We start from the raw sequence: 18,789 nt of genomic DNA on the forward strand, positions 1-18,789 counted from the left end.
CCAGACGCCGCGCCCCCGTGGCGACGGAAGTCTCGCGCGGGTGCCGGGTGGAGTCACCGCCCGGCGTCAGCATCAGGAGGCGCGTCGCGCTCCGGCGCCGCCTGCTCCCCGTATCTCCAGGCCCGCGAGCAGTTCGGCGGTGGCCTTGGCGACGGCTTCGACGGCGTCGTCGAAGACCTCGCGGTTGTGCGCGGCGGGCGCACGGAAACCGGAGACCTTGCGTACGTACTGAAGGGCGGCGGCCCTGATCTCGTCCTCGGTGGCCTCCTCGGCCAGCACGGGCGGACGCAGGGTCTTGATGCTGCGGCACATGACGTCAGTCTCCCGTCTCCAGGTCCACTCGCCAGTCGTTCGACCTGATCCAGTGGCCCTTCGGATACTCGAAGTCGACCTGCCCGAGGAGCGTGAACCCGGCCCCGCGGCAGACCGCGTTGGAGGCGACGTGGTCGACGCTCGGGAACGCGTGCAGATACCGGTGGGACCCGGCCGCGCGGGCCGCCTCGCTCACCGCGCGGGCCGCCCGCAGGGCCAGCCCCCGCCCCTGGAACTCCGGCAGCACGCCCCACCCCGTCTCCCAGACCTCGGTGTCCCGCCAGGTCCGCCGCCAGTAACCGACGCTGCCGACGGTCTCGCCGCCGTCCGCCCGCGTGATCCGGTACATCTGGCCGGGGACCGACTCCACGTACCGCCGGTGCCGGGTCAGAAGCTGCTCCTCGCTCTCCGCGATCCGCTCGTCCACGCCGTCCATGTCTTTCACGGTAGGGCAGGGGTCTGACAGTCGGGCCGGGCCGTGCGGCCACCCTTTCGCGTGAACCACCGAAGGGAACGCGCGCCTCAAATTCGAACAGGCGTATCATTGGCGCGTGGCTACGACCTATGATTTCCCCAGTGACCTCCTCGCCGGTCAGGAGGAACTGCATCAGGTCCGGGCCGAGCTGTCGGCCCTGCTGAAGAGACTTCCCTGGTCCGTCGAGCCACTCGACGGATTCAGCGACGACAACGGCTGGCGGAAGGTCGAACGCCCGGCCTCGCCCGGCTGGTCGGCGGACGAGCAGGCCGAGGTCGAGAAGCTCCGTCGGCGCGAGCGCGAGCTCGCCGTATTCGTCAGCACCCATCGCTACTGGTCGGAGACGACCGGCCCCGACCAGGTGAGCGCCCGGTCGGCGCTGAAGCACGCCCATGAGGCCCCGCTCCCGGAGTCACCGCCCGGGGACGCCTGAGGAGCGCCGCCCGGGCGGGACTCGTGAGCGCGGCCGAGGGCCCGGCCGCCTACCGGGTCACTTCTTGCCGAGGAGCTTGTTCATCTCCGTGATCTCGGCGTTCTGTGCGGTGACGATGTCGTCGGCCAGCGCCTTGGCCGGGGCGTAGCGGCCCTCGGCCTTCTCGGTCCCGGCCATCTCGACGGCCCCCTCGTGGTGTTCGACCATCATGGTCAGGAACATCGTGTCGAACACCCGGCCCGAGGCCTGCTCCAACTCCGCCATGTCCTGGTCGTCCATCATCCCGGGCATGCCCGAGTGTCCCGAGTGGTCCATGCCGGGCATCGGCTCCGCCGACCCCGTCGAGGTGTTCGAGGCCGCGGGCTCCGGCACGTCCTCGCCCCAGGCCGTCAGCCAGCCGGTCATGGTGGTGATCTCCGGGTCCTGTGCCTTCTCGATGCGGGCGGCGAGGTCCTCGACCTCGGCCGACGCCGACCGGTCCGCGGCCAGCCGCGCCATCTCGAGCGCCTGCCGGTGGTGCGGGATCATGCCCTGCGCGAAGGCGACGTCCTGGGCGTTGTGCGCCTTCTCTCCGGTCTCGTTCCCGGGGGTGCTTCCGGCGTCGGCGCTCGCGGACGCGGAGCCGTGCGGGCCCTCGTGGGCGCTGCCGCCGCTGTCGTTGCCGCTGTCGCCTCCGCAGGCGGCGAGGACGAAGGCGGCGGTGGCCGTGGCCGCCACCAGGGCGGTACGGCGCGTGAGGGTACGGATGCTGTTCATGCGTGAACTCCTGCTGTGATCTGCGGTGAAGGGGATGGACAGGCCGGCGCACCGCGCGGCGTTGGGGCAGCGCGGGTGCGGGGCGGTGTCTAGATCCGCAGGAGCTGGAGTTCGGCGAGGGAGGGCGGCGCCCGCGCCCCGTCCGGGGCGTCGACCGCGTGCACGCGTACGGTCCCGTCGCACCCGACGACGGGGACCGGGTCGGGAACGGGCGCCGGCAGCGCCGGTCCGTCGCCCACCGCGCCGGACGCGCACATCGCGTCGGCGTGCTGGAGATGTCCGCCGCCGCAGGAGCCGTCGCCCTGCGGACACCCGGCGTGCGCCGCACCGGTGTGCGCCGCGTCGGTATGTGCCGCATCGGTGTGCGCCCCGCCTGCGGCCGTCGGCGCGGACGGTGTCGAATGCCCGGTCGGCGCCGTCGCGGCCGTCGGCAGGTGGGCGTCCCCGGCCCTCGGCGCCGCCGACGCGAGCGGATGCCCGGCGGAGTGCTCCGGAAGGCCGCCGCCGGGGCCCAGGCCGTGCATGCCGAGGAGCCCGGCGAGCAGTCCGAGCACGCAGACGGCCCGCCACCAGCGCACGGGCGGTCGCTGGACGTGCTGCTCGGGACTCCTCACGGACCTCATCCTAGGGAGGCCGGGAACGACCGCACGCGTAAGGCCCCCGGAAGATCTCTGGGGGCCTTACGCACCGGCACGACGCCGGTCCTGGTGGGCGCGGACGGTTTCGAACCGCCGACATCCTGCTTGTAAGGCAGGCGCTCTACCCCTGAGCTACGCACCCATGACGAGTCGACAGCCTACATGGCCCGGGGCGCTGCCCGGCAAACCCATTCGTGCAGGGGCAGGGCGGGGGTTCGGGATGGTGCCGGGTTCGGGTCGAGGCCGGGGTCCGGGGTGCGGCCGGGGTCCGGGGTGCGGCCGGGGGCCAGGGTGCGGCCGGGTTCGGGTCGGGGCCCGGGCCGGGGGTTAACCCCACCGTCGATCCGGTAGCGGCCTGGATCCCGCCCGGGCCGCGTGCTCCGTACGGTCGAAGAGCCTCGCCGAACAGGTCTCCGCCCACCGCGGAGGACCCGGGTGCGGCACCTCGTCGTCCGTCCCAGGGGGAGACCGCCCATGCCCGCCCGTACCGTTCCCGTCCGCGTGTCCGCCGCCGTCGGTGCCGTCGCCGTTCTCGTCGCGGGCCTGAGCGCCTGTGCCTCCGCGTCGGACGACAAGGACCCCGAGCACCGGTCGTTCGCGCTCCCGGGCAGCACGCTCACCGTCGACTCCGACGATTCCGCGCTGGAGATCGTCTCCTCGGACGACCACGCCTCCGGGAAGGTCGAGGTCACCCGGTGGTTCTCCGGCTCGGTCGCGGTCGGCTCGGACCCCGAGGTGACCTGGAAGATGGACGGCGACCGGCTGGTGCTGCGGATGCACTGCTCCGGCGTGGTCGCCGACTGTGCGGCCAAGCACCGCATCGAGGTGCCGCGCGGCGTCGCCGTCAACGTGAAGGACGGGGACGGCAGCGTGCGCGCGAGCGGGTTCGAGGACGCACTGAAGATCCGCACCGGCGACGGCTCGGTGCACGTCACCGACTCCTCCGGGCCGCTGGAACTGCGCACCGACGACGGTTCCGTCCGTGCCTCGGTCTCCTCCCGCCAGGTGCGGACGCACACCGGCGACGGCTCGGTCCGGCTGGAACTCGGCACCGTCCCGGACCAGGTGGAGTCCCGCACCGGCGACGGCTCCGTGACGATCTCGCTGCCCCGCGCCACGTACAAGGTGTCGACCGACACCGGCGACGGCTCGGTCGACGTGTCCGTGCCCACCGACGACACCAGCGCGCACGTGGTCGACGCCCGGTCCGGTGACGGCAAAATCACCGTCCGGACCGCGAACTGACCGGCCCGTGTGTTCGTCCCTAACGGGTGGGAGAATGAACCCGGGCAGGACGGACGACACGGGAGAGGGATGTGACGGCGACACCATCGCAGCCGTACTCGCCGATGGTGGCGCGCGCCCGGCGCCTGCCGCACCGCTTCCGCCGTCGGCGGACCGGCCCGGTCGGTGACGCCCTCACCCTGATGGGCCTCCCCCTGCTGGCCGTGTTGGCGCTGCCTGCGGCGTTCGCCGGGGGCGGTACCCGGCGCTGGTTCGGCGGGCGGGCCGAGAGCCAGCGGGCCGAGGCCCAGACCGCGAAGGACGACGCGGCCGCCGCCTTCTACGAACTGGACACCGCGCAGCGGGACCTGAGGATCTCGATAGAGACGATCGCGGCCGTCGACTCCTCCCCCGCCGCCCGGCGTGCGGTCACCGACTTCGAGGCCCTCGGCCGGCGCATCGACGAGGTCAGCCACCAGTACATCAGCGCCGTCGACGCCCACGACCTGGACCGGGACGACCTGGAGGCATCGGCCGCCTCCCGCGCCCGCACCGAACTGACCGCCGCCAAGACCGAGCTGGGCCGGGTCAAACAGGAACTGGACCGCTTCGCCGAAGGCCTCGGCCCCCTCCTGGGCAAGGCCGAGACCCAGCTGGCCCGGCTGGCACCCGCCGTCGAGCGCGCCCGGCAGGCCCTGCTCGCCGCCTCCAACGCCCTGGACGCCGCGCGCGGAGCCGGCCTGGCGGCGGACGACCTCGCCACCCGTCTCGCCACCCTCGGCCCGGAGCTGACCCGGCTGAACCAGGGCGCGGGACAGCACGGGGTGCCCCAGACGCTCGACCGGGCCGCCCGGGTCACCCGCGAGGCCGAGGCGGTCCGCGCCGAGGCGGAACGGCTGCCCGAGCGCGCCGCCGAGATCGGCCACCGCCTGGTCTCCCTGCGCACCCGCGCCCAGGCGCTGACCACCCGTACCGAGCAGGTCGAGCCGGTCCTGAGCGAACTGCGGCGCCGGTTCACCGCCGCCTGCTGGCAGGACCTCCAGCACGTGCCGGAGCAGGCGACCGAGTCGGTCCGCCAGGCCGAGCGGAAACTGGCCGAGGCGCAGACCGCCCGTGACGAACAGCGCTGGCCCGACGCCACCGCCCTGCTGTCGACCGTACGAGCCCTGCTGAACTCGACCGACGAGGCCGTCTCGGCGGCCGGCGACCGGCTGCGGCAGCTCAACGCCGTGCAGAAGGATCCGCAGCAGGAGATCGAGCGCACCCGCTTCGCCATCCGCGACGCCCAGCGCCTGGCCATGGCCGGGCGCAACACTCCCGATCCCCGGCACGCGCGCCCCCTGGACGAGGCCGTGGCCCGGCTGGAACGGGCGATCGCCACGCTGGAGGGGCGGCACCCCGACTACTGGCACTTCCTGACGGAGACGGAAGCGGTCCGGGAGACGGCGGCCCACGTGGTCGCGCAGATCCGTGAGGAGCGGGGAGCCGGTCACTGATCGGCGAGGTCTCCGGACCCGGGCCGTCCGGTCCGCCGTGCCGGTTAATCTGTGCGCATGCCTCGCTACGAGTACCGCTGCCGCAGCTGCGGCGACACCTTCGAACTGAGCCGTCCCATGGCCGAGTCCTCCGCACCGGCCGCCTGCCCGGCGGGCCACGACGACACGGTGAAGCTGCTGTCGACGGTCGCGGTCGGCGGCTCGGCCTCCGCGCCGGCGCCGTCGTCGGGCGGCGGCGGGGGCGGGGGTTGCTGCGGCGGCGGGTGCTGCGGCTGAGGCCAGTCGCCGAGACGGCGCCGCACCGGCCGGCCCACGGCTCCCGTCAGCTCCCCAGGTAGCGCAGCACCGCCAGCACCCTGCGTGAATAGCCCTCACCTCCGGTCAGCTCCAGCTTGTCGAAGATCGCGTTGGTGTGCTTCTCCACCGCGCTCTGCGAGATGTGCAGCCGGCGCGCGATCGCCGCGTTGGTGTGGCCCTGTGCCATCTCCGCCAGCACGTCCCGCTCCCGCACGGTGAGCCGGGCGAGCAGGTCGGTGTGCGTCGTGCGGCCGAGCAGCTGACGGACCACCTCCGGGTCGAACGCGGCGCGTCCTGCGGCGACCCGCTCCAGGGCGTCCAGGAACTCGTCGACCTGGACCACCCGGTCCTTGAGCAGATATCCCACCCCTTCCGTCTCCCCCGTGAGCAGCTCGGTCGCGTACCGCTTCTCGACGTACTGCGAGAGGACCAGCACTCCGACCTCCGGCCACCGCCCGCGTATCTCCAGGGCCGCGCGCAGGCCCTCGTCCGTGTGCGTGGGCGGCATCCGGACGTCGGCGACGACCACGTCCGGCGGGTCCTCGGCGACCGCCTTCAGCAGCAGCTCGGCGTTGCCGACGGCCGCGAGGACCTCGTGGCCCTCCTCCGCCAGCAGCCGCACCAGCCCCTCCCGCAGCAGGGTCGAGTCCTCCGCGAGGATCACCCGCATGGCAGCTCCGCGGACACGAGGGTCGGCCCTCCCGGCGGGCTGACCACGCTGAGGCTGCCGTCGAGGGCGGCGACGCGCCGGGCGAGTCCGAACAGTCCGCTGCCCGCGGCGTTCGCCCCGCCGCAGCCGTCGTCCCGCACGCTCACGTACATCCGTCTCTCCTCCGCTCTGACCGCGACGCTTATCCGGGTCGGCGCCGCGTGTTTGACCGCGTTCGTGACCGCCTCGCAGACCACGAAGTACGCGACGGTCGCGACGGCCTGCTCGGGCTCCTCGGCGAGGTCGTACTCCACCCCCACCGGTACGGACGCCCGCTCGGCCACCGTCTCCAGGGCCGCGCGCAGCCCCGCCTCGTCCAGCGTGGTCGGGTAGATCCGCCAGGCCACCTCGCGCAGCTCGTCCAGGGCACGGCGGCTCTCGTCGTGGGCCTGGCTCAGCAGCCCGTCCCGGCGGGCGGCGTCCTGGCTGCGGCGGGCCCGGCCGAGCAGCATGCCGAGGGCGACGAGGCGCTGCTGCACGCCGTCGTGCAGGTCCCGCTCGATGCGGCGCCGTTCGTCGGTCACGGCGTCGACGACCGCGGCGCGGCTGGCGGACAGCTCGGCGATCCTCCGCTCCAGCTCCTCCTGGTGGCGGGGCCCGAGGAAGTGCCGCGCCAGCTGCCCCTCCAGTCCGACCACGCCGAATATTCCCTGCACGGCGAGGAACACGAGGAACAGGCCGCCCAGACTGCCCAGGACCAGCGAACCGGGGTTGCGTATGCCGTCCAGCAGGAGCCACCCGTACAGCCCGAAGGTGCCGTACGCCAGGCCGATGGCGGCCGTCAGCATCACGACTCCGCCCAGGACGCCCAGGGCCCAGCGGCAGGCGACGTACCGCAGCGCCCGCACGTCCTCGTACGCGGGCGTGACGCGGAGGCCGAGCCACATCCGCAGCCGGGCCCGCTCCAGCTCCGCCAGGATCCGCGCGCCCGCGAGGACCGGGCGCAGTACGGCACGGCGCCCGTCCGGCCAGGCCGCCACGGGGAGCACGGCCACGCCGGCCAGCAGGGTGAAGAGCAGCTCGACGGCGGCCGCGGCGGTCCCCATGATGAGGCCCACCCCGCACCGCACTGCACGTCGCGCCATGTTTCGCATGATCGCGAGGCTAGCCGGGCGCGACAGCGGCGCACACTGCGGAAAACCGCAATTCCCGCCTGCGGTGTACCGCAGCCGATCATGCGGTCTTCCTCAGGGTCCCTTCAGCCGCGATTTTCTAGCGTGGTCGTCATGACAGCCATCGCAGCGCAGCCGGCCGCGGACAGCGGTGCGGCACCGCAGTGGATCAACGACCTCATGGACGCCCTCGGCGCACCCGGCGCCGGTCTCGCCATCGCTCTGGAGAATCTCTTTCCTCCCCTGCCGAGCGAGGTGATCCTGCCGCTCGCCGGGTTCGCGGCGAGCTCCGGCCGCATGAACCTGATCGCCGTTCTGCTGTGGACGACGGCGGGTTCGGTGATCGGCGCGCTCGCCCTCTACGGGATCGGTGCCCTGCTCGGCCGGGACCGCACGGTGGCGATAGCGGGGAAGCTGCCGCTGGTGAAGGTGTCGGACATAGAGAAGACGGAGGCGTGGTTCCTCCGGCACGGCACCAAGGCGGTGTTCTTCGGCCGGATGATCCCCATCTTCCGCAGTCTGATCTCGGTACCGGCGGGCGTGGAGCGGATGCGGCTGCCCGTCTTCCTCGCCCTGACGACGCTGGGCAGTGCGATCTGGAACACCGTCTTCGTGCTCGCCGGCTACGCCCTGGGGGACAACTGGTCGGAGGTCTCGGACATCGCCTCCACGTACTCGAAGGTGATCCTCGCGGCAGCCGCCCTGGCGCTGGTGGTCTTCATCGGCATGCGTCTGCTGCGACCGGGCGCCGGCCACCGTCGGCGGCGGCGCGGACAGGACGGACGGCAGGAGATACGGCCGCCGGCCGACGACGACGGCCGCCCCGGCGACGGCAGCCACCTCGACGACGGTGGCCACCTCGGCGCCGGGGACCCGGACAGGGGGTTCAGCGAGTCGGACCCGCCGCCCGCAGGAACTCGCGGAGGATCCGCTCACCGGCCAGGACGCCGCGCTCGGGCAAGGCGCTGATCGTCGGAGCCGTCCAACCGGAGTCGGCCAGTTCGCCGTGACCCGGGCGCCAGCCGCGGTCGGCGGCGAGGAGCAGGTCGGCGTCGAGCAGCGAGTCTCCGGCGGCGAGGGTGAGTTCGGCTCCGGTGCGGCGGGCGACCTCGTGCACGGCGGCGCTCTTGGTGAGCGGTTTGGGGACGGCGTAGATCTTGCGGCCCTGGAGGGACACGGTCCAGCCGCGGTTCTCGGCCCACACGGCGAGTTCCTTCACCCAGTCCTGGGGCAGCAGGTCGCGTTCGACGACCAGGTAGGCGAAGAGGTCCTCGGCGACCCGGTGCTTGCGCACCCACAGCGGGTCGGCGGTGCTCATCAGGTGGTCGCGGACCTCGGCCAGAGACGCGCATTCGTCGGCCAGCCGAGCGGTCACCCGGGCGTGCCAGCCGGGGTCGGAGACGCCGTCCACCAGAAGGTGACCGCCGTTGGCGCAGATCGCGTACTTCGGTGCGGGACCGGGGAGGTTGATCCGCTGGTACTGCTTGCGGGTGCGGGTGGTGGTCGGCACGAAGACCGCCGAGTCGCCGAGGTCGGTCAGCAGTTGGGCGGCCGTCTCGGTCAGATAGGAGAGGGGTTTGCTCTCGTAGACCTCCACGCACAGCAGGCGGGGTGCCCTCAGGTCGGGCATGGTGAGCCCGAGGGCGGCCGCGGAGTAGATGAGTGTGCGGTCCAGGTCGCTGGCGACGAGCACGGACATCAGAGCGTCACCGCCTTGCCGTCGGCACCCGTGGCGCCCCGCGTGTACTGGGGGTGGATCAGCCCGACGCAGGTGTACGGCAGGTCGGCGACCTCCTCCACGGGGACGCCCCGCTGTGCCGCCAGCAGGCGGACGTGGTCCAGGTCGGCGCCGGCACCGGCCCGGGCCAGGACCTTCCACGGGACGCGGCGCAGCATCACCCGCGTGGTCTCGCCGACGCCGGGCTTGACGAGGTTCACGTCGTGGATGCCGTACTCCTCGCTGATGCGCTCGACGGCGGCCCAGCCTTCCCAGGTGGGGGTGCGGTCGGCGGAGAGGAGTTCCTTCGCCTGGGCGTCGACCGAGTCCGCGACGTCGGGGAAGCGTGCGGAGACGGCGTCGAGGAAGGCCGTCGACAGGTCGGCGCCGGCGAGTTCGCGGTAGAACTTCGCGCCGTGGAAGTCGTGCGGGCCGACCAGGTCGGCGCGGAGCACGGTGCGGGATATCAGTCCGGAGACGGTGGAGTTGAGGCAGGCGGAGGGGATGAGGAAGTCGTCACGGGTGCCGTAGGTGCGTACGCAGGAACCGGGGTCGGCCAGTACAGCGATCTCCGGATCGAAGCCGGTGATGCCGTCGGAGGCCTCGAATTCGCGCAGGGCGGCGGCGAGTTCGCGGGTGATGGCGCCCTTGCCGGTCCAGCCGTCGACGAAGACGACGTCGGCGGGGTCGTGGTGGTCGGCCAGCCAGCGCAGCGCGTTGGCGTCGATGCCGCGTCCCCGGACGATCGAGACGGCGTAATGAGGGAGGTCGAGACCATGACGGAACTGCGCCCAGCGGCGCATCAGAACGCCGACGGGGGTGCCCGCCCGGGCGAGGGAGACCAGGACGGGGCGGGGCGACCGTTCCGCGAGGACGGTCTCGGTGACGGCGCCGACGGCGCGCGCCAGCCGCGCGGCGGACGTCTCCAGTGCCGCGTGGAACAGCTGCTGGTACTGCTCGCTGGGCTGGTACTCCACGGGCAGCGACTCCGCGTAGTGCGCGCCGCCGCTCTGGATCGCCTCCTCGCGCTCCTCGGTCGGCGCCTCCAGCGTCACGTCCGAGAGGTCCTGGAGCAGCCAGCCGACCTCGTCGGGCGCGTACGAGGAGAAGTCGGGGCCGCGCAGGGGCTCGGGCAGCATGGAGGGCCTTTCGGGGGCGTGCGGGGGGCGCGGGACGTACGACGGGACGACCGCGAGCAGGACGTGGGGGACGTGGGCGGCGAGCCGGCCCGACAGCCCGTCCGGCGCGTGCAGCGCGGGGGTGTCGGCGGCGGAGTCGACGACGGCGACGACGGCGTCGAAGCCGGCGCCCGCGACGTTGTAGGCGTAGCGCTCGCCGGGGCCGTCGGCCGGGTCGTCGTGCGCGGGGAAGACCAGGCGGGTGCGTATGGCGTAGCCGGGATCGTCGACGGCGAGGACGGGAGAGCGGGTGGTGGTGGAGTAGCGCACGGCGACCTCGCCGTCGACGAGCTGTTCCAGCGCGTGGGCGAGGCGGAGTGGGGCGTACATGAGTTCCTCGAAGCCGAGGACGAGGACCTGGCGGGCCCCGGAGGGCAGCGCCTCGGCGATCCGTGCCGCCATGGCGGGCAGGGCGGCCTCCAGCCGGGTCCGGTGGGCCGCGGTGAAGCCGTGCCGCCCTCCGTCGGGCACGTCGTGGGGCCAGTGCAGCTCGACGCGCCGGACGGTTCCGGGCGACGCCGCGGCCGGGAGCCGGCCGGCCGCGTCCGCGGTCGGGTCCGTGACCGAGCCGGTGATCGGCTCCGTGGCCGCCGTCTCGTGGCGGGCGACCAGTTCCTGGCCCTTCTCCAGCACTCCCGGGGGAAGTTGGACGGTACCGGAGGCGGTGGTCACCAGGTCCACGCGGGCGCCGATCTCCCGGGCGAAGTCGTCCAGCCGGCCGGCGTCCGCGGGCGAGCGCATGTCGACCAGGGCCACCACGACGTACCGCGTGCGGGGATAGCGCTCGTGCAGGGCGCGCACGGTGTTGAGGACCGTGTTGCCGGTGGAGAACTCGTCGTCGACGAGGACCAGCGGCCCGTCTCCGGACAGCAGTGCGGGGTCCTCCGGCAGCAGGAGGTGGGAGGTCGCGTGCGAGTGGGACTCCTCGAAGCCGCCCGCCCGGGCGACCGTGGCGACCGGGCGGCGGGTGGAGTGCAGGTAGGGGGCGGGGCCCAGGCCGTCGGCGACGGAGTGGCCGAGTCCGGTGGCGGTCTCCGCGTAGCCGAGGACGACCGCGCGTGCGGCCGCCTCGGCGCCGAGCAGGTCGCGGACGCGTCGGCCGAGGGCCAGGCCGTGGCCGTAGACGACGCAGGGCGACTGGGGGACGTGTTTGCCGAGCACGTTGGAGACGAGCAGGTGCGCCCGCTTGGGGTTGCGGCGCAGGGCGAGCCCCAGCAGGCCGGTCAGCGCCTGGTCACCGGTGAGTTCGACACCGAGCCGCTCGGCGACCCAGCTGCCGGACCATGCGCCGGCGGCCTCTCCGCCGGCCTCTCCGGTGCGCTCTTCGGCGGGCCCCTCGGCGTGCGCCCTCTCGGTCATGTACTCGTGCCTCCCGTTGTCCGCCGTGGCCCGGGCCCCGGCGTCGGTCATGGATCGCTTGCGTCCGGTCGTCCGGTGTTCAGTCGGCCAGTCCGGCGGCGAGCAGTTCCACGAAGCCGATGTCCTCGTTCGCCACCCCGAAGATCTCGGCGCGCAGCAGGGTCCGCTCGGCCCAGGCGCGGTGGGGCTTCACCTCGTTCATCTTGTTCGTGTAGGCCGACCTCATCACACCTCCGCCGCACCGTTCGGGCCGCAGGATGTCCTGGGCGTCGCTGAACTCCTCGTGGCTGACCACGGACAGTGCGTGGACGGGGAGCACGTGCGAGGGGTGGATGCAGGTCTTGCCCAGCAGGCCGTTGGCCCGGTCCAGGGAGATCTCGCGCAGCAGGCCGTCCATGGAGTGCTCGATGAGCTTCTGGCGCAGTTCGACGGCCTGGCCCTCCAGGAAGGGGCTCTGCCGCAGCTGCGGTTTGAACATCCTCTCCTGGACGCGGAAGTACTCCCACACGGGTCCGGTCACCGTGAATCCGGTGCCGTCCGCGCGGGCGAGCATGTTGACCACGTCGGCGATCACGGAGGCGACGATCTGGACGTCGTAGGCGGTCATGTCGGGTCCGCGGCGCAGCCCGTAGGAGGAGCAGAAGTCGGTCACGCCGAGCCGCAGGGCGAGCACGCGGTCGCGGTACTTGTCGACGGCGCGGAAGATGCCCTCCAGCGTCTGGACCCGGGACTCCCGGTACAGCAGGTCCGGGGACTCGAGCACCGGCATGGCGAAGAGCCTGCGGCCGCTGGCGGCCTCGGCGGCGGTGAGCGCCTCCAGGAAGGGCATGCCGCGTTCCTCGGTGAACTTCGGCAGCACGAATCCCGACAGCAGCCGGACGGCGGGGCCCAGGCGCCGGACGAGGTCGGGGATCTGCTCGGGGGTGCGGACCCGGATGAACAGCAGAGGAGTGTCGTCGGAACGTTTCTCCAGGTCCGTGAGCTGACGGACGAGGTTCGCCTCGCCGACCGGTACGTCGGCGTCGTCGATCGAGTCCTCCAGGCACAGCACCATCGACACCACCCCGCGCGCACCCTGCTTCAGGATGTCCTCGGCGAGGCTCGGCCGGGTGGCCGGGCTGTAGAGGGTGGCGCCCAGAGCCGCGGACAGCAGCCGGGCCGGGGAGTCCGCCGTGAAGGAGCAGGGCTCCTGATGAAAGAGACGTTTCCGTACATCAGGGGCTATCTGTCCGAAATGACGCATTTAAACTCCCCCGTGGTGTCTGGACGACCTGGAATCGTCGAAAGGTGGCCGGTAATAGTACGTAGGTATCCATGTCGGAGGTTCCCACCGGGCATGAATTCCAGGTAACCCGGCCGTGTCGGCGACGGCGACCCGGGGCGGGCGGACACGGGCCGCGTACTCGCCCCCGCGTTGTCGTGACCAGGACCGAGAGGGCAGGATGACTGGCATGACGCACGCGATGCTGAAGGGGTCGAACGTCCCGCTGCAAGCCACCACGGTACGCGCCGTGCTGCGCTGGACCCCCGGGCAGGGGGTTCCCGACGTCGACGCCTCCGCGCTGCTGCTGGGGCCGGACGACCGCGTGCGTTCCGACGAGGACTTCGTCTTCTACAACCAGCCACGGCACCCCTCCGGTCAGGTCTGGCGGCTCGGCAAGAAGCGGGTCGCCGAGGGCCTCACCGACACCATCCAGACGGACCTCTCCCGTGTCGAGCCCTCCGTGGGCCGCATCCTGCTGGTCGCCTCGGCGGACGGCGTGCCCTTCGACCGCGTCCGCTCCCTGCGCATCCTGCTGCACGACGCCGCGGCCGAGGGGGAGCCGCTGGCGTACTTCGACGTCAAACCGGAGACCGGCCAGGAGACGGCGCTGATCTGCGGGGAGCTGTACCGGCGCGGGGACGGCTGGAAGTTCCGGGCGCTGGGCGAGGGCTACTCCAACGGGCTCAAGGGCCTGGCGACCGACTTCGGCATCTCCGTGGACGAGTCGGAGGGTGCGGAGGACCCCATGGCGGCCCCCCGGCCCGAACCGGCCCCGACGGCACCGGCCGCGCCCTCCGCCCCGTCCCAGGCCACTCCCGACCAGCCCACGCCCGCCCAGTCCATGCCCGCTCCCCAGGTCGTCGGCCCCGATCAGCCCACGGCCGTGCAGCCCCTCCCGGAGGCCTCACGGCCACTGCCGCCGGAGCAGCCCACCGGCGTACCGGCGCAGCCCGCGTACGGCTATCCCCAGCCGCCGGCCGCCCAGCCCGCCTACGGCTATCCCCAGCCGGAGGCAGGCCGGCCCGGGTACGGCTATCCGCAGGCGCCCGCGGCGGCCGGGGTCACCGGCGCGCAGTCCGGCTACGGCTACCCGCAGCCGGTCACCGGGGTACCCGATCCGGACTTCCGGCTGCCCCCGCAGGGACCGCAGTTCGTCGGCCGGTAACGGCCACGGGCCGCCCCCGCCCCCGGCCGCGAAAGGGCCCGGCGGGTCGGTTACGGCCGGTCCGGGCCGGGGCTCATCGTTCCGCCTTGCTCTTGTGCCCCCGGCCCCATTGCAGGCCCCAGCCGTACAGCCGGTCCAGCTCGCCCTGGAAGCCGTACACGAACTTCACCTCGCGGCGGACGAGGATCTCGTCCTTGACGTTCTCGATCATCACCACGGCGCAGGACCGCGCCTGGGGGTGCCGCTCGTCGAGGCCGATCTCGATGCGCGGACCGTTGCTCGGGTAGAGCGTGACGATGGCGTGGGTCCGGTCGAAGGCCGGGGTCTGGTCGTAGATGTAGGCGAAGAGCAGCAGGCGCTTGATGGCGTCCTTGTGGTCGAGGTTGACGTAGATCGTCTCGCCGGAGGCCGAGCCGAAGCGGTCGTCGCCGCTGAGCTTGACGTAGGGCGGGGCGTTGACGTCGCCCAGGAAGCCGCCGAGCGGCTGGACCACGCCCCGGGTGCCGTCCTTCAGTTCGTAGAGGCAGCCGAGGTCGAGGTCGACGTTGACCATGCTCTGGCTGTGGCCGACGACCTCGGGGGGCTTGAGCGCCTTGAAGGGGTGCCGCAGCAGGCTCTCCCGCTGGGTGCCCCCGATGTCCGAGGACCGCATGCGCCAGGCCAGGTTGATGCGCAGGTTGCCGGTCGCCGCGCCCTGCTTGGTCAGGGAGACCTGACTGTGCCGTTTGGTCAGCTGTATGGAGTTGGTCGCCGCGCTGCCCGAGTCGAACTCGGACTCGCGGCCACGCCACAGCCCGTCCAGGAAGCCCATTCCCGCCCCACCTTCGCGTCACCGCCGACGGGGCGGCCCCGAGGAGTCGTCCTCGTCGGCCGCCCCGCTCAGAGCGTTCCTCGTCCGGGCCGGGTTCACACCAGGGGTACGGGCGCACCGGGGGCGCGTCCCGGCCCGGGGATCAGGGGCTTCACACCCCGGAGGAGACCTCCGCCTTCTCCTGGTCGCCGTCTCCCCCGGCCGCCGCCAGTGCGCGGTTGCGGCGCACCGAGGAGAAGAAGGACCAGGCGATCAGGGCGACACCGACCAGGCCGGTGATGATCTCGTGGATCTCGTACTGGATGGTGACCAGCAGGATCACGGCGAGCGCGCCGATGGCGTAGTGGGCGCCGTGCTCCAGGTAGACGTAGTCGTCGAGGGTGCCCTGGCGGACCAGGTAGACCGTGAGCGACCGGACGTACATGGCGCCGATGCCGAGGCCGAGGGCCATCAGCACGATGTCGTTGGTGATGGCGAAGGCGCCGATGACCCCGTCGAAGGAGAAGGACGCGTCCAGGACCTCCAGGTAGAGGAACATGAAGAACGCGGCCTTGCCCGCCAGCTTGACGGCCGACTTGGGCTTGCCGGTGCGCGCGGCCTCTTCCTCGGCCTCGTGCTCGCGTTCCTCCTCTTCTTCGAGCTTGTCCTCGAAGTAGCCGGAGAGACCGCCGACGATCATGTAGGTGATCAGACCCGCGATGCCCGCCAGCAGGACCGTCTCCGCCTTGTCGGCATGGGCGCCGCCGTGCTGGTGGGCGTGGGCGCCGAAGGTGATCGCGGAGACGAGCAGCACGATCAGGGCGATGCAGACCGACAGCATGTCGACCTTGCCGAGCTTGGCCAGCGGACGCTCCAGCCAGGCCAGCCACTTGATGTCCCGGTCCTCGAAGATGAAGTCGAGGAAGATCATCAGGAGGAACATGCCACCGAACGCGGCGATCGACGGGTGGGCGTCCGTCACCAGCTCCTGGTAGCGGTCCTTGTCGGTGAGCGCGAGGTCGACGGCCTCGATCGGTCCGAGCTGGGCGCTGATCGCCACGATCACGACCGGGAACACCAGGCGCATGCCGAACACGGCGATGAGGATGCCGATGGTGAGGAAGATCTTCTGCCAGAAGGCATTCATCTTCTTCAGGATCCCGGCGTTGACCACCGCGTTGTCGAAGGACAGCGAGATCTCCATGATCGAGAGGATCGCGACGATGCCGAAGGCGGTCCACCCCCCGTAGAAGATCGCCGCGACCAGGCCGAGCGCGGTGACCGCGAACGACCAGCCGAAGGTTTTCAGAAGCACTGGCTACCCAATCGTGTGTGTACGGGGCTCCCCCGCGCCGTACTCGGCTTTACGAAACGTTGACTCCGAAGTCTAGAGCGATGCCCCGAAGCCCCGACGCGTACCCCTGCCCCACTGCACGGAACTTCCACTCGCCCTGGTATCGGTAGAGCTCGCCGAAGATCATCGCGGTCTCCGTGGAGGCGTCCTCGCTGAGGTCGTAGCGGGCCAGTTCTTGGCCGTCGGCCTGGTTGACGACCCGGATGAAGGCGTTGCTGACCTGGCCGAAGGTCTGACCGCGCTCGTCGGCCATGTGGATCGAGACCGGGAAGACGATCTTGTCGCAGTGGGCCGGCACCTTGGAGAGGTCGACCAGCAGCGACTCGTCGTCGCCGTCGCCCTCGCCGGTGAGGTTGTCGCCGGTGTGCTCGATCGAGCCGTCCGGGCTCTTGAGCTGGTTGTAGAAGACGAACCACTCGTCGCCGAGCACCCGGCCGCTGCTGCACACGAGTGCGCTCGCGTCGAGGTCGAAGGGTGCTCCGGTGGTGGAACGCGCGTCCCAGCCGAGTCCGACCAGTACCTGTGTGAGGTTCGGTGCGGCCTTGGACAGGGAGACGTTGCCGCCCTTGGCAAGCGTGACGCCCATGGTGATGGTCCCCTCCCCGGGTGATGGTTCTTGGTTTCCTGCGCGTCCGGCGCCGCACGTAAACCGTGCGGCGCCGGACGTATCGAGACCGTGGCCTCACCGGACGCCCGGGGCCCTCGCCCCGGCCGTTCGGTCACTCGGTGGCTCCAGGCCTCAGACGTTCACGCCGAAGTCCTGGGCGATGCCGCGCAGGCCGGAGGCGTAGCCCTGGCCGATGGCCCGGAACTTCCACTCGGCGCCGTGGCGGTACAGCTCGCCGAAGACCATGGCGGTCTCCGTGGACGCGTCCTCGCTCAGGTCGTAGCGGGCGATCTCGGCCTCGCCGGCCTGGTTGACGACGCGGATGAACGCGTTGCGGACCTGGCCGAAGGACTGCTGGCGGTTCTCGGCGTCGTAGATCGACACCGGGAAGACGATCTTCTCGATGTCGGCGGGGACACCGGCGAGGTTGATCTTGATCTGCTCGTCGTCGCCCTCGCCCTCACCGGTGAGGTTGTCACCGGTGTGCTCGACCGAGCCGTCCGGGCTCTTCAGGTTGTTGAAGAAGATGAAGTGCGCGTCGCTGGCGACCTTGCCGGCGCTGTTCAGCAGCAGCGCGCTGGCGTCGAGGTCGAAGTCGGTACCGGTCGTGGTGCGGATGTCCCACCCCAGACCGACGATGACCGCGGTCAGGCCGGGGGCCTCCTTGGTCAGCGATACGTTGCCGCCCTTGCTGAGGCTGACTCCCACGAGTCCTCCATTGGTGTCCAGGGGCGGGGTGCCCCGTAGTGCGTGGATATCGGATCAACGAGTCGATCCTAGTGACGGGTTCCCGCCCCCCGCAGTCCCCGGAGCCGACGAATCACGTGGTGTCGCCACGCGCCGCCGGTCCGCGGGCGCCGGTCACAGGGCGTCGAGCGCCTTCACGTACTCGGTCAGGTCACGCGCGTCCGGCAGACCGTTGACCACGGTCCAGCGCACGACGCCCTCCTGGTCGATCACGAAGGTGCCGCGGACGGCACAACCCTTGTCCTCGTCGAAGACGCCGTAGGCGCGCGAGACGTTGCCGTGCGGCCAGAAGTCGGACAGCAGCGGGTACTCCAGGCCCTCCTGCTCGGCGAAGACCCGCAGCGTGTGGATGGAGTCGTTGGAGACGGCGAGCACCTGGGTGTTCCGGTCGGAGAACTGCGGCAGGTTGTCCCGCACCTCGCACAGCTCACCGGTGCACACGCCGGTGAAGGCGAAGGGGTAGAAGAGCAGCACGACGTTCTTGCCGCGGAACTCGGACAGCCGCACGGTCGCGCCGTGGTTGTCCTTGAGTTCGAAGTCGGGGGCCTTGTCGCCGACCTGGATCGCCATGTCCCGTTCGTCCCTTCCGCAGGAGTTCTCCGTAAGTGTTTCGCTGGGAACACCCTACGCAGGGAAGGTCACGGACCCGCGGACGGGCCGACAGCTGCCCGCTGCCGGTCCGTCCGGGGTCCGGAGTGTCACGGAGCCCGGCGGACTACCGCTTGGACTTGGCGGCCTTGGGCGTCGCCAGCCGGCTGCCGCTCCAGTCCTTGCCGACGCTGACGCTCTTGGACGCCGTCAGCCCGGCGGTCGTCGAGGCTTCCGAGATGTCACTGGCCTCGACGTACCCGTCACGGCCGGTCTTCGGCGTGAGAAGGAGGATCGACCCGCCCTCTTCGATGTACGTGGTGGCATCCACCAGCGCATCCGTCAGGTCGCCGTCGTCGTCACGGAACCACAGCACGACGGCATCGGCCACGTCCTCGTAGTCCTCGTCCACCAGCTCGCCCTCGACGGCGCCCTCAATGGCCTCGCGGAGCTCCTGGTCGACGTCGTCGTCGTAGCCGATCTCCTGGACCACCTGCCCGGGCTGGAAACCCAGCCTGGCGGCAGGGTTCGTCCGCTCCTCCGCGTGGTCCGCGGTCGCGCTCACGGG

The 18,789-nt window shown here is 71.7% G+C and carries 21 protein-coding genes and 1 tRNA gene; 6 read left to right on the forward strand and 16 right to left on the reverse strand.

The features are described 5' to 3' along the window. Positions 1–72 precede the first annotated feature (72 nt). Both K7854_RS02000 and K7854_RS02005 read right to left on the reverse strand, forming a co-directional pair. Positions 73–312: a DUF2277 domain-containing protein gene (locus K7854_RS02000; protein ID WP_226024577.1), complete on the reverse strand. Its 240-nt coding sequence runs from the start codon at positions 310–312 to the stop codon at positions 73–75. A gap of 4 nt (positions 313–316) precedes the next feature. Then, positions 317–748, reverse strand: coding sequence for a GNAT family N-acetyltransferase (locus K7854_RS02005; protein ID WP_226024578.1), 432 nt, complete (start codon positions 746–748; stop codon positions 317–319). Positions 749–863: 115 nt separating this feature from the next. Between K7854_RS02005 and K7854_RS02010 the strand changes: the two genes are divergently transcribed. Continuing rightward, on the forward strand, positions 864–1,220 hold the full coding sequence (locus tag K7854_RS02010; protein WP_226024579.1) for a DUF8825 domain-containing protein: 357 nt from the start codon (positions 864–866) through the stop codon (positions 1,218–1,220). A gap of 57 nt (positions 1,221–1,277) precedes the next feature. Here K7854_RS02010 and K7854_RS02015 read toward each other — a convergent pair whose 3' ends face one another. From K7854_RS02015 to K7854_RS02025, 3 genes are all read right to left on the reverse strand, one after another. Beyond that, positions 1,278–1,976 carry a DUF305 domain-containing protein gene (locus tag K7854_RS02015; protein WP_226024580.1) on the reverse strand — a complete coding sequence of 233 codons (699 nt, stop codon included), beginning with the start codon at positions 1,974–1,976 and terminating at the stop codon, positions 1,278–1,280. Between the two features lie 89 nt (positions 1,977–2,065). Then, complete coding sequence (locus tag K7854_RS02020) at positions 2,066–2,599, reverse strand: DUF6153 family protein (RefSeq protein ID WP_264086741.1); 534 nt, start codon at positions 2,597–2,599, stop codon at positions 2,066–2,068. A gap of 82 nt (positions 2,600–2,681) precedes the next feature. Continuing rightward, positions 2,682–2,756 (reverse strand) — tRNA-Val (locus K7854_RS02025). 332 nt (positions 2,757–3,088) lie between these two features. On the opposite strand from K7854_RS02025, the gene K7854_RS02030 reads away from it, so the two are divergent. From K7854_RS02030 to K7854_RS02040, 3 genes are all read left to right on the forward strand, one after another. Beyond that, positions 3,089–3,859, forward strand: coding sequence for a DUF4097 family beta strand repeat-containing protein (locus K7854_RS02030; RefSeq protein ID WP_226024582.1), 771 nt, complete (start codon positions 3,089–3,091; stop codon positions 3,857–3,859). Positions 3,860–3,930: 71 nt separating this feature from the next. Further along, a complete protein-coding gene (locus K7854_RS02035) occupies positions 3,931–5,334 on the forward strand; it encodes a coiled-coil domain-containing protein (protein WP_226024583.1) in 1,404 nt (467 codons plus the stop codon). A gap of 57 nt (positions 5,335–5,391) precedes the next feature. After that, positions 5,392–5,610, forward strand: coding sequence for an FmdB family zinc ribbon protein (locus tag K7854_RS02040; RefSeq protein WP_011028303.1), 219 nt, complete (start codon positions 5,392–5,394; stop codon positions 5,608–5,610). A 46-nt stretch (positions 5,611–5,656) separates the two neighbouring features. Here the strand turns inward: K7854_RS02040 and K7854_RS02045 are convergent, their stop codons facing one another. Together K7854_RS02045 and K7854_RS02050 are read right to left on the reverse strand one after the other, a co-directional pair. After that, positions 5,657–6,301 carry a response regulator transcription factor gene (locus tag K7854_RS02045; RefSeq protein WP_226024584.1) on the reverse strand — a complete coding sequence of 215 codons (645 nt, stop codon included), beginning with the start codon at positions 6,299–6,301 and terminating at the stop codon, positions 5,657–5,659. Then, a complete protein-coding gene (locus tag K7854_RS02050) occupies positions 6,292–7,434 on the reverse strand; it encodes a sensor histidine kinase (RefSeq protein WP_226024585.1) in 1,143 nt (380 codons plus the stop codon). Before K7854_RS02050 ends, K7854_RS02045 begins: the two co-directional genes overlap by 10 nt. Positions 7,435–7,566: 132 nt before the next feature. Here K7854_RS02050 and K7854_RS02055 point away from each other — a divergent pair, with 132 nt between their 5' ends. Beyond that, entirely contained in the window at positions 7,567–8,421 is an 855-nt protein-coding gene (locus K7854_RS02055) for a DedA family protein (protein WP_226024586.1), read from the forward strand. On the opposite strand, the gene K7854_RS02060 is transcribed toward K7854_RS02055, so the two are convergent. From K7854_RS02060 to K7854_RS02070, 3 genes are all read right to left on the reverse strand, one after another. Next, complete coding sequence (locus tag K7854_RS02060) at positions 8,339–9,151, reverse strand: HAD family hydrolase (protein ID WP_226024587.1); 813 nt, start codon at positions 9,149–9,151, stop codon at positions 8,339–8,341. The genes K7854_RS02055 and K7854_RS02060 overlap by 83 nt on opposite strands. Next, entirely contained in the window at positions 9,151–11,706 is a 2,556-nt protein-coding gene (locus tag K7854_RS02065) for a phosphoribosyltransferase (RefSeq protein WP_226024588.1), read from the reverse strand. Before K7854_RS02065 ends, K7854_RS02060 begins: the two co-directional genes overlap by 1 nt. 79 nt (positions 11,707–11,785) lie before the next feature. Beyond that, a complete protein-coding gene (locus K7854_RS02070) occupies positions 11,786–12,949 on the reverse strand; it encodes an HpcH/HpaI aldolase/citrate lyase family protein (RefSeq protein WP_226024589.1) in 1,164 nt (387 codons plus the stop codon). 208 nt (positions 12,950–13,157) lie between these two features. Between K7854_RS02070 and K7854_RS02075 the strand changes: the two genes are divergently transcribed. Continuing rightward, positions 13,158–14,135, forward strand: coding sequence for a TerD family protein (locus K7854_RS02075; protein WP_226024590.1), 978 nt, complete (start codon positions 13,158–13,160; stop codon positions 14,133–14,135). A 73-nt stretch (positions 14,136–14,208) separates the two neighbouring features. Here K7854_RS02075 and K7854_RS02080 read toward each other — a convergent pair whose 3' ends face one another. The 6 genes from K7854_RS02080 to K7854_RS02105 all read right to left on the reverse strand — a co-directional run bounded on the left by K7854_RS02080 (position 14,209) and on the right by K7854_RS02105 (position 18,786). Beyond that, positions 14,209–14,946 carry a TerD family protein gene (locus tag K7854_RS02080; RefSeq protein ID WP_159327465.1) on the reverse strand — a complete coding sequence of 246 codons (738 nt, stop codon included), beginning with the start codon at positions 14,944–14,946 and terminating at the stop codon, positions 14,209–14,211. Between the two features lie 151 nt (positions 14,947–15,097). Beyond that, positions 15,098–16,240 (reverse strand): DUF475 domain-containing protein, encoded by a 1,143-nt coding sequence (locus tag K7854_RS02085; protein ID WP_226024591.1) that lies wholly within the window; start codon positions 16,238–16,240, stop codon positions 15,098–15,100. A gap of 49 nt (positions 16,241–16,289) precedes the next feature. Then, positions 16,290–16,865: a TerD family protein gene (locus K7854_RS02090; protein WP_003976437.1), complete on the reverse strand. Its 576-nt coding sequence runs from the start codon at positions 16,863–16,865 to the stop codon at positions 16,290–16,292. Between the two features lie 153 nt (positions 16,866–17,018). Then, positions 17,019–17,594: a calcium homeostasis/redox stress adaptation protein gene (locus K7854_RS02095; protein WP_102930837.1), complete on the reverse strand. Its 576-nt coding sequence runs from the start codon at positions 17,592–17,594 to the stop codon at positions 17,019–17,021. A 153-nt stretch (positions 17,595–17,747) separates the two neighbouring features. Continuing rightward, positions 17,748–18,203 carry a peroxiredoxin gene (locus K7854_RS02100; protein WP_226024592.1) on the reverse strand — a complete coding sequence of 152 codons (456 nt, stop codon included), beginning with the start codon at positions 18,201–18,203 and terminating at the stop codon, positions 17,748–17,750. Between the two features lie 145 nt (positions 18,204–18,348). Next, a complete protein-coding gene (locus K7854_RS02105) occupies positions 18,349–18,786 on the reverse strand; it encodes a DUF3052 domain-containing protein (RefSeq protein ID WP_007449195.1) in 438 nt (145 codons plus the stop codon). Positions 18,787–18,789 lie beyond the last annotated feature (3 nt).

Origin of the sequence: Streptomyces hyderabadensis (assembly GCF_020404845.1) — a bacterium.
Lineage (GTDB): Bacteria > Actinomycetota > Actinomycetes > Streptomycetales > Streptomycetaceae > Streptomyces > Streptomyces hyderabadensis.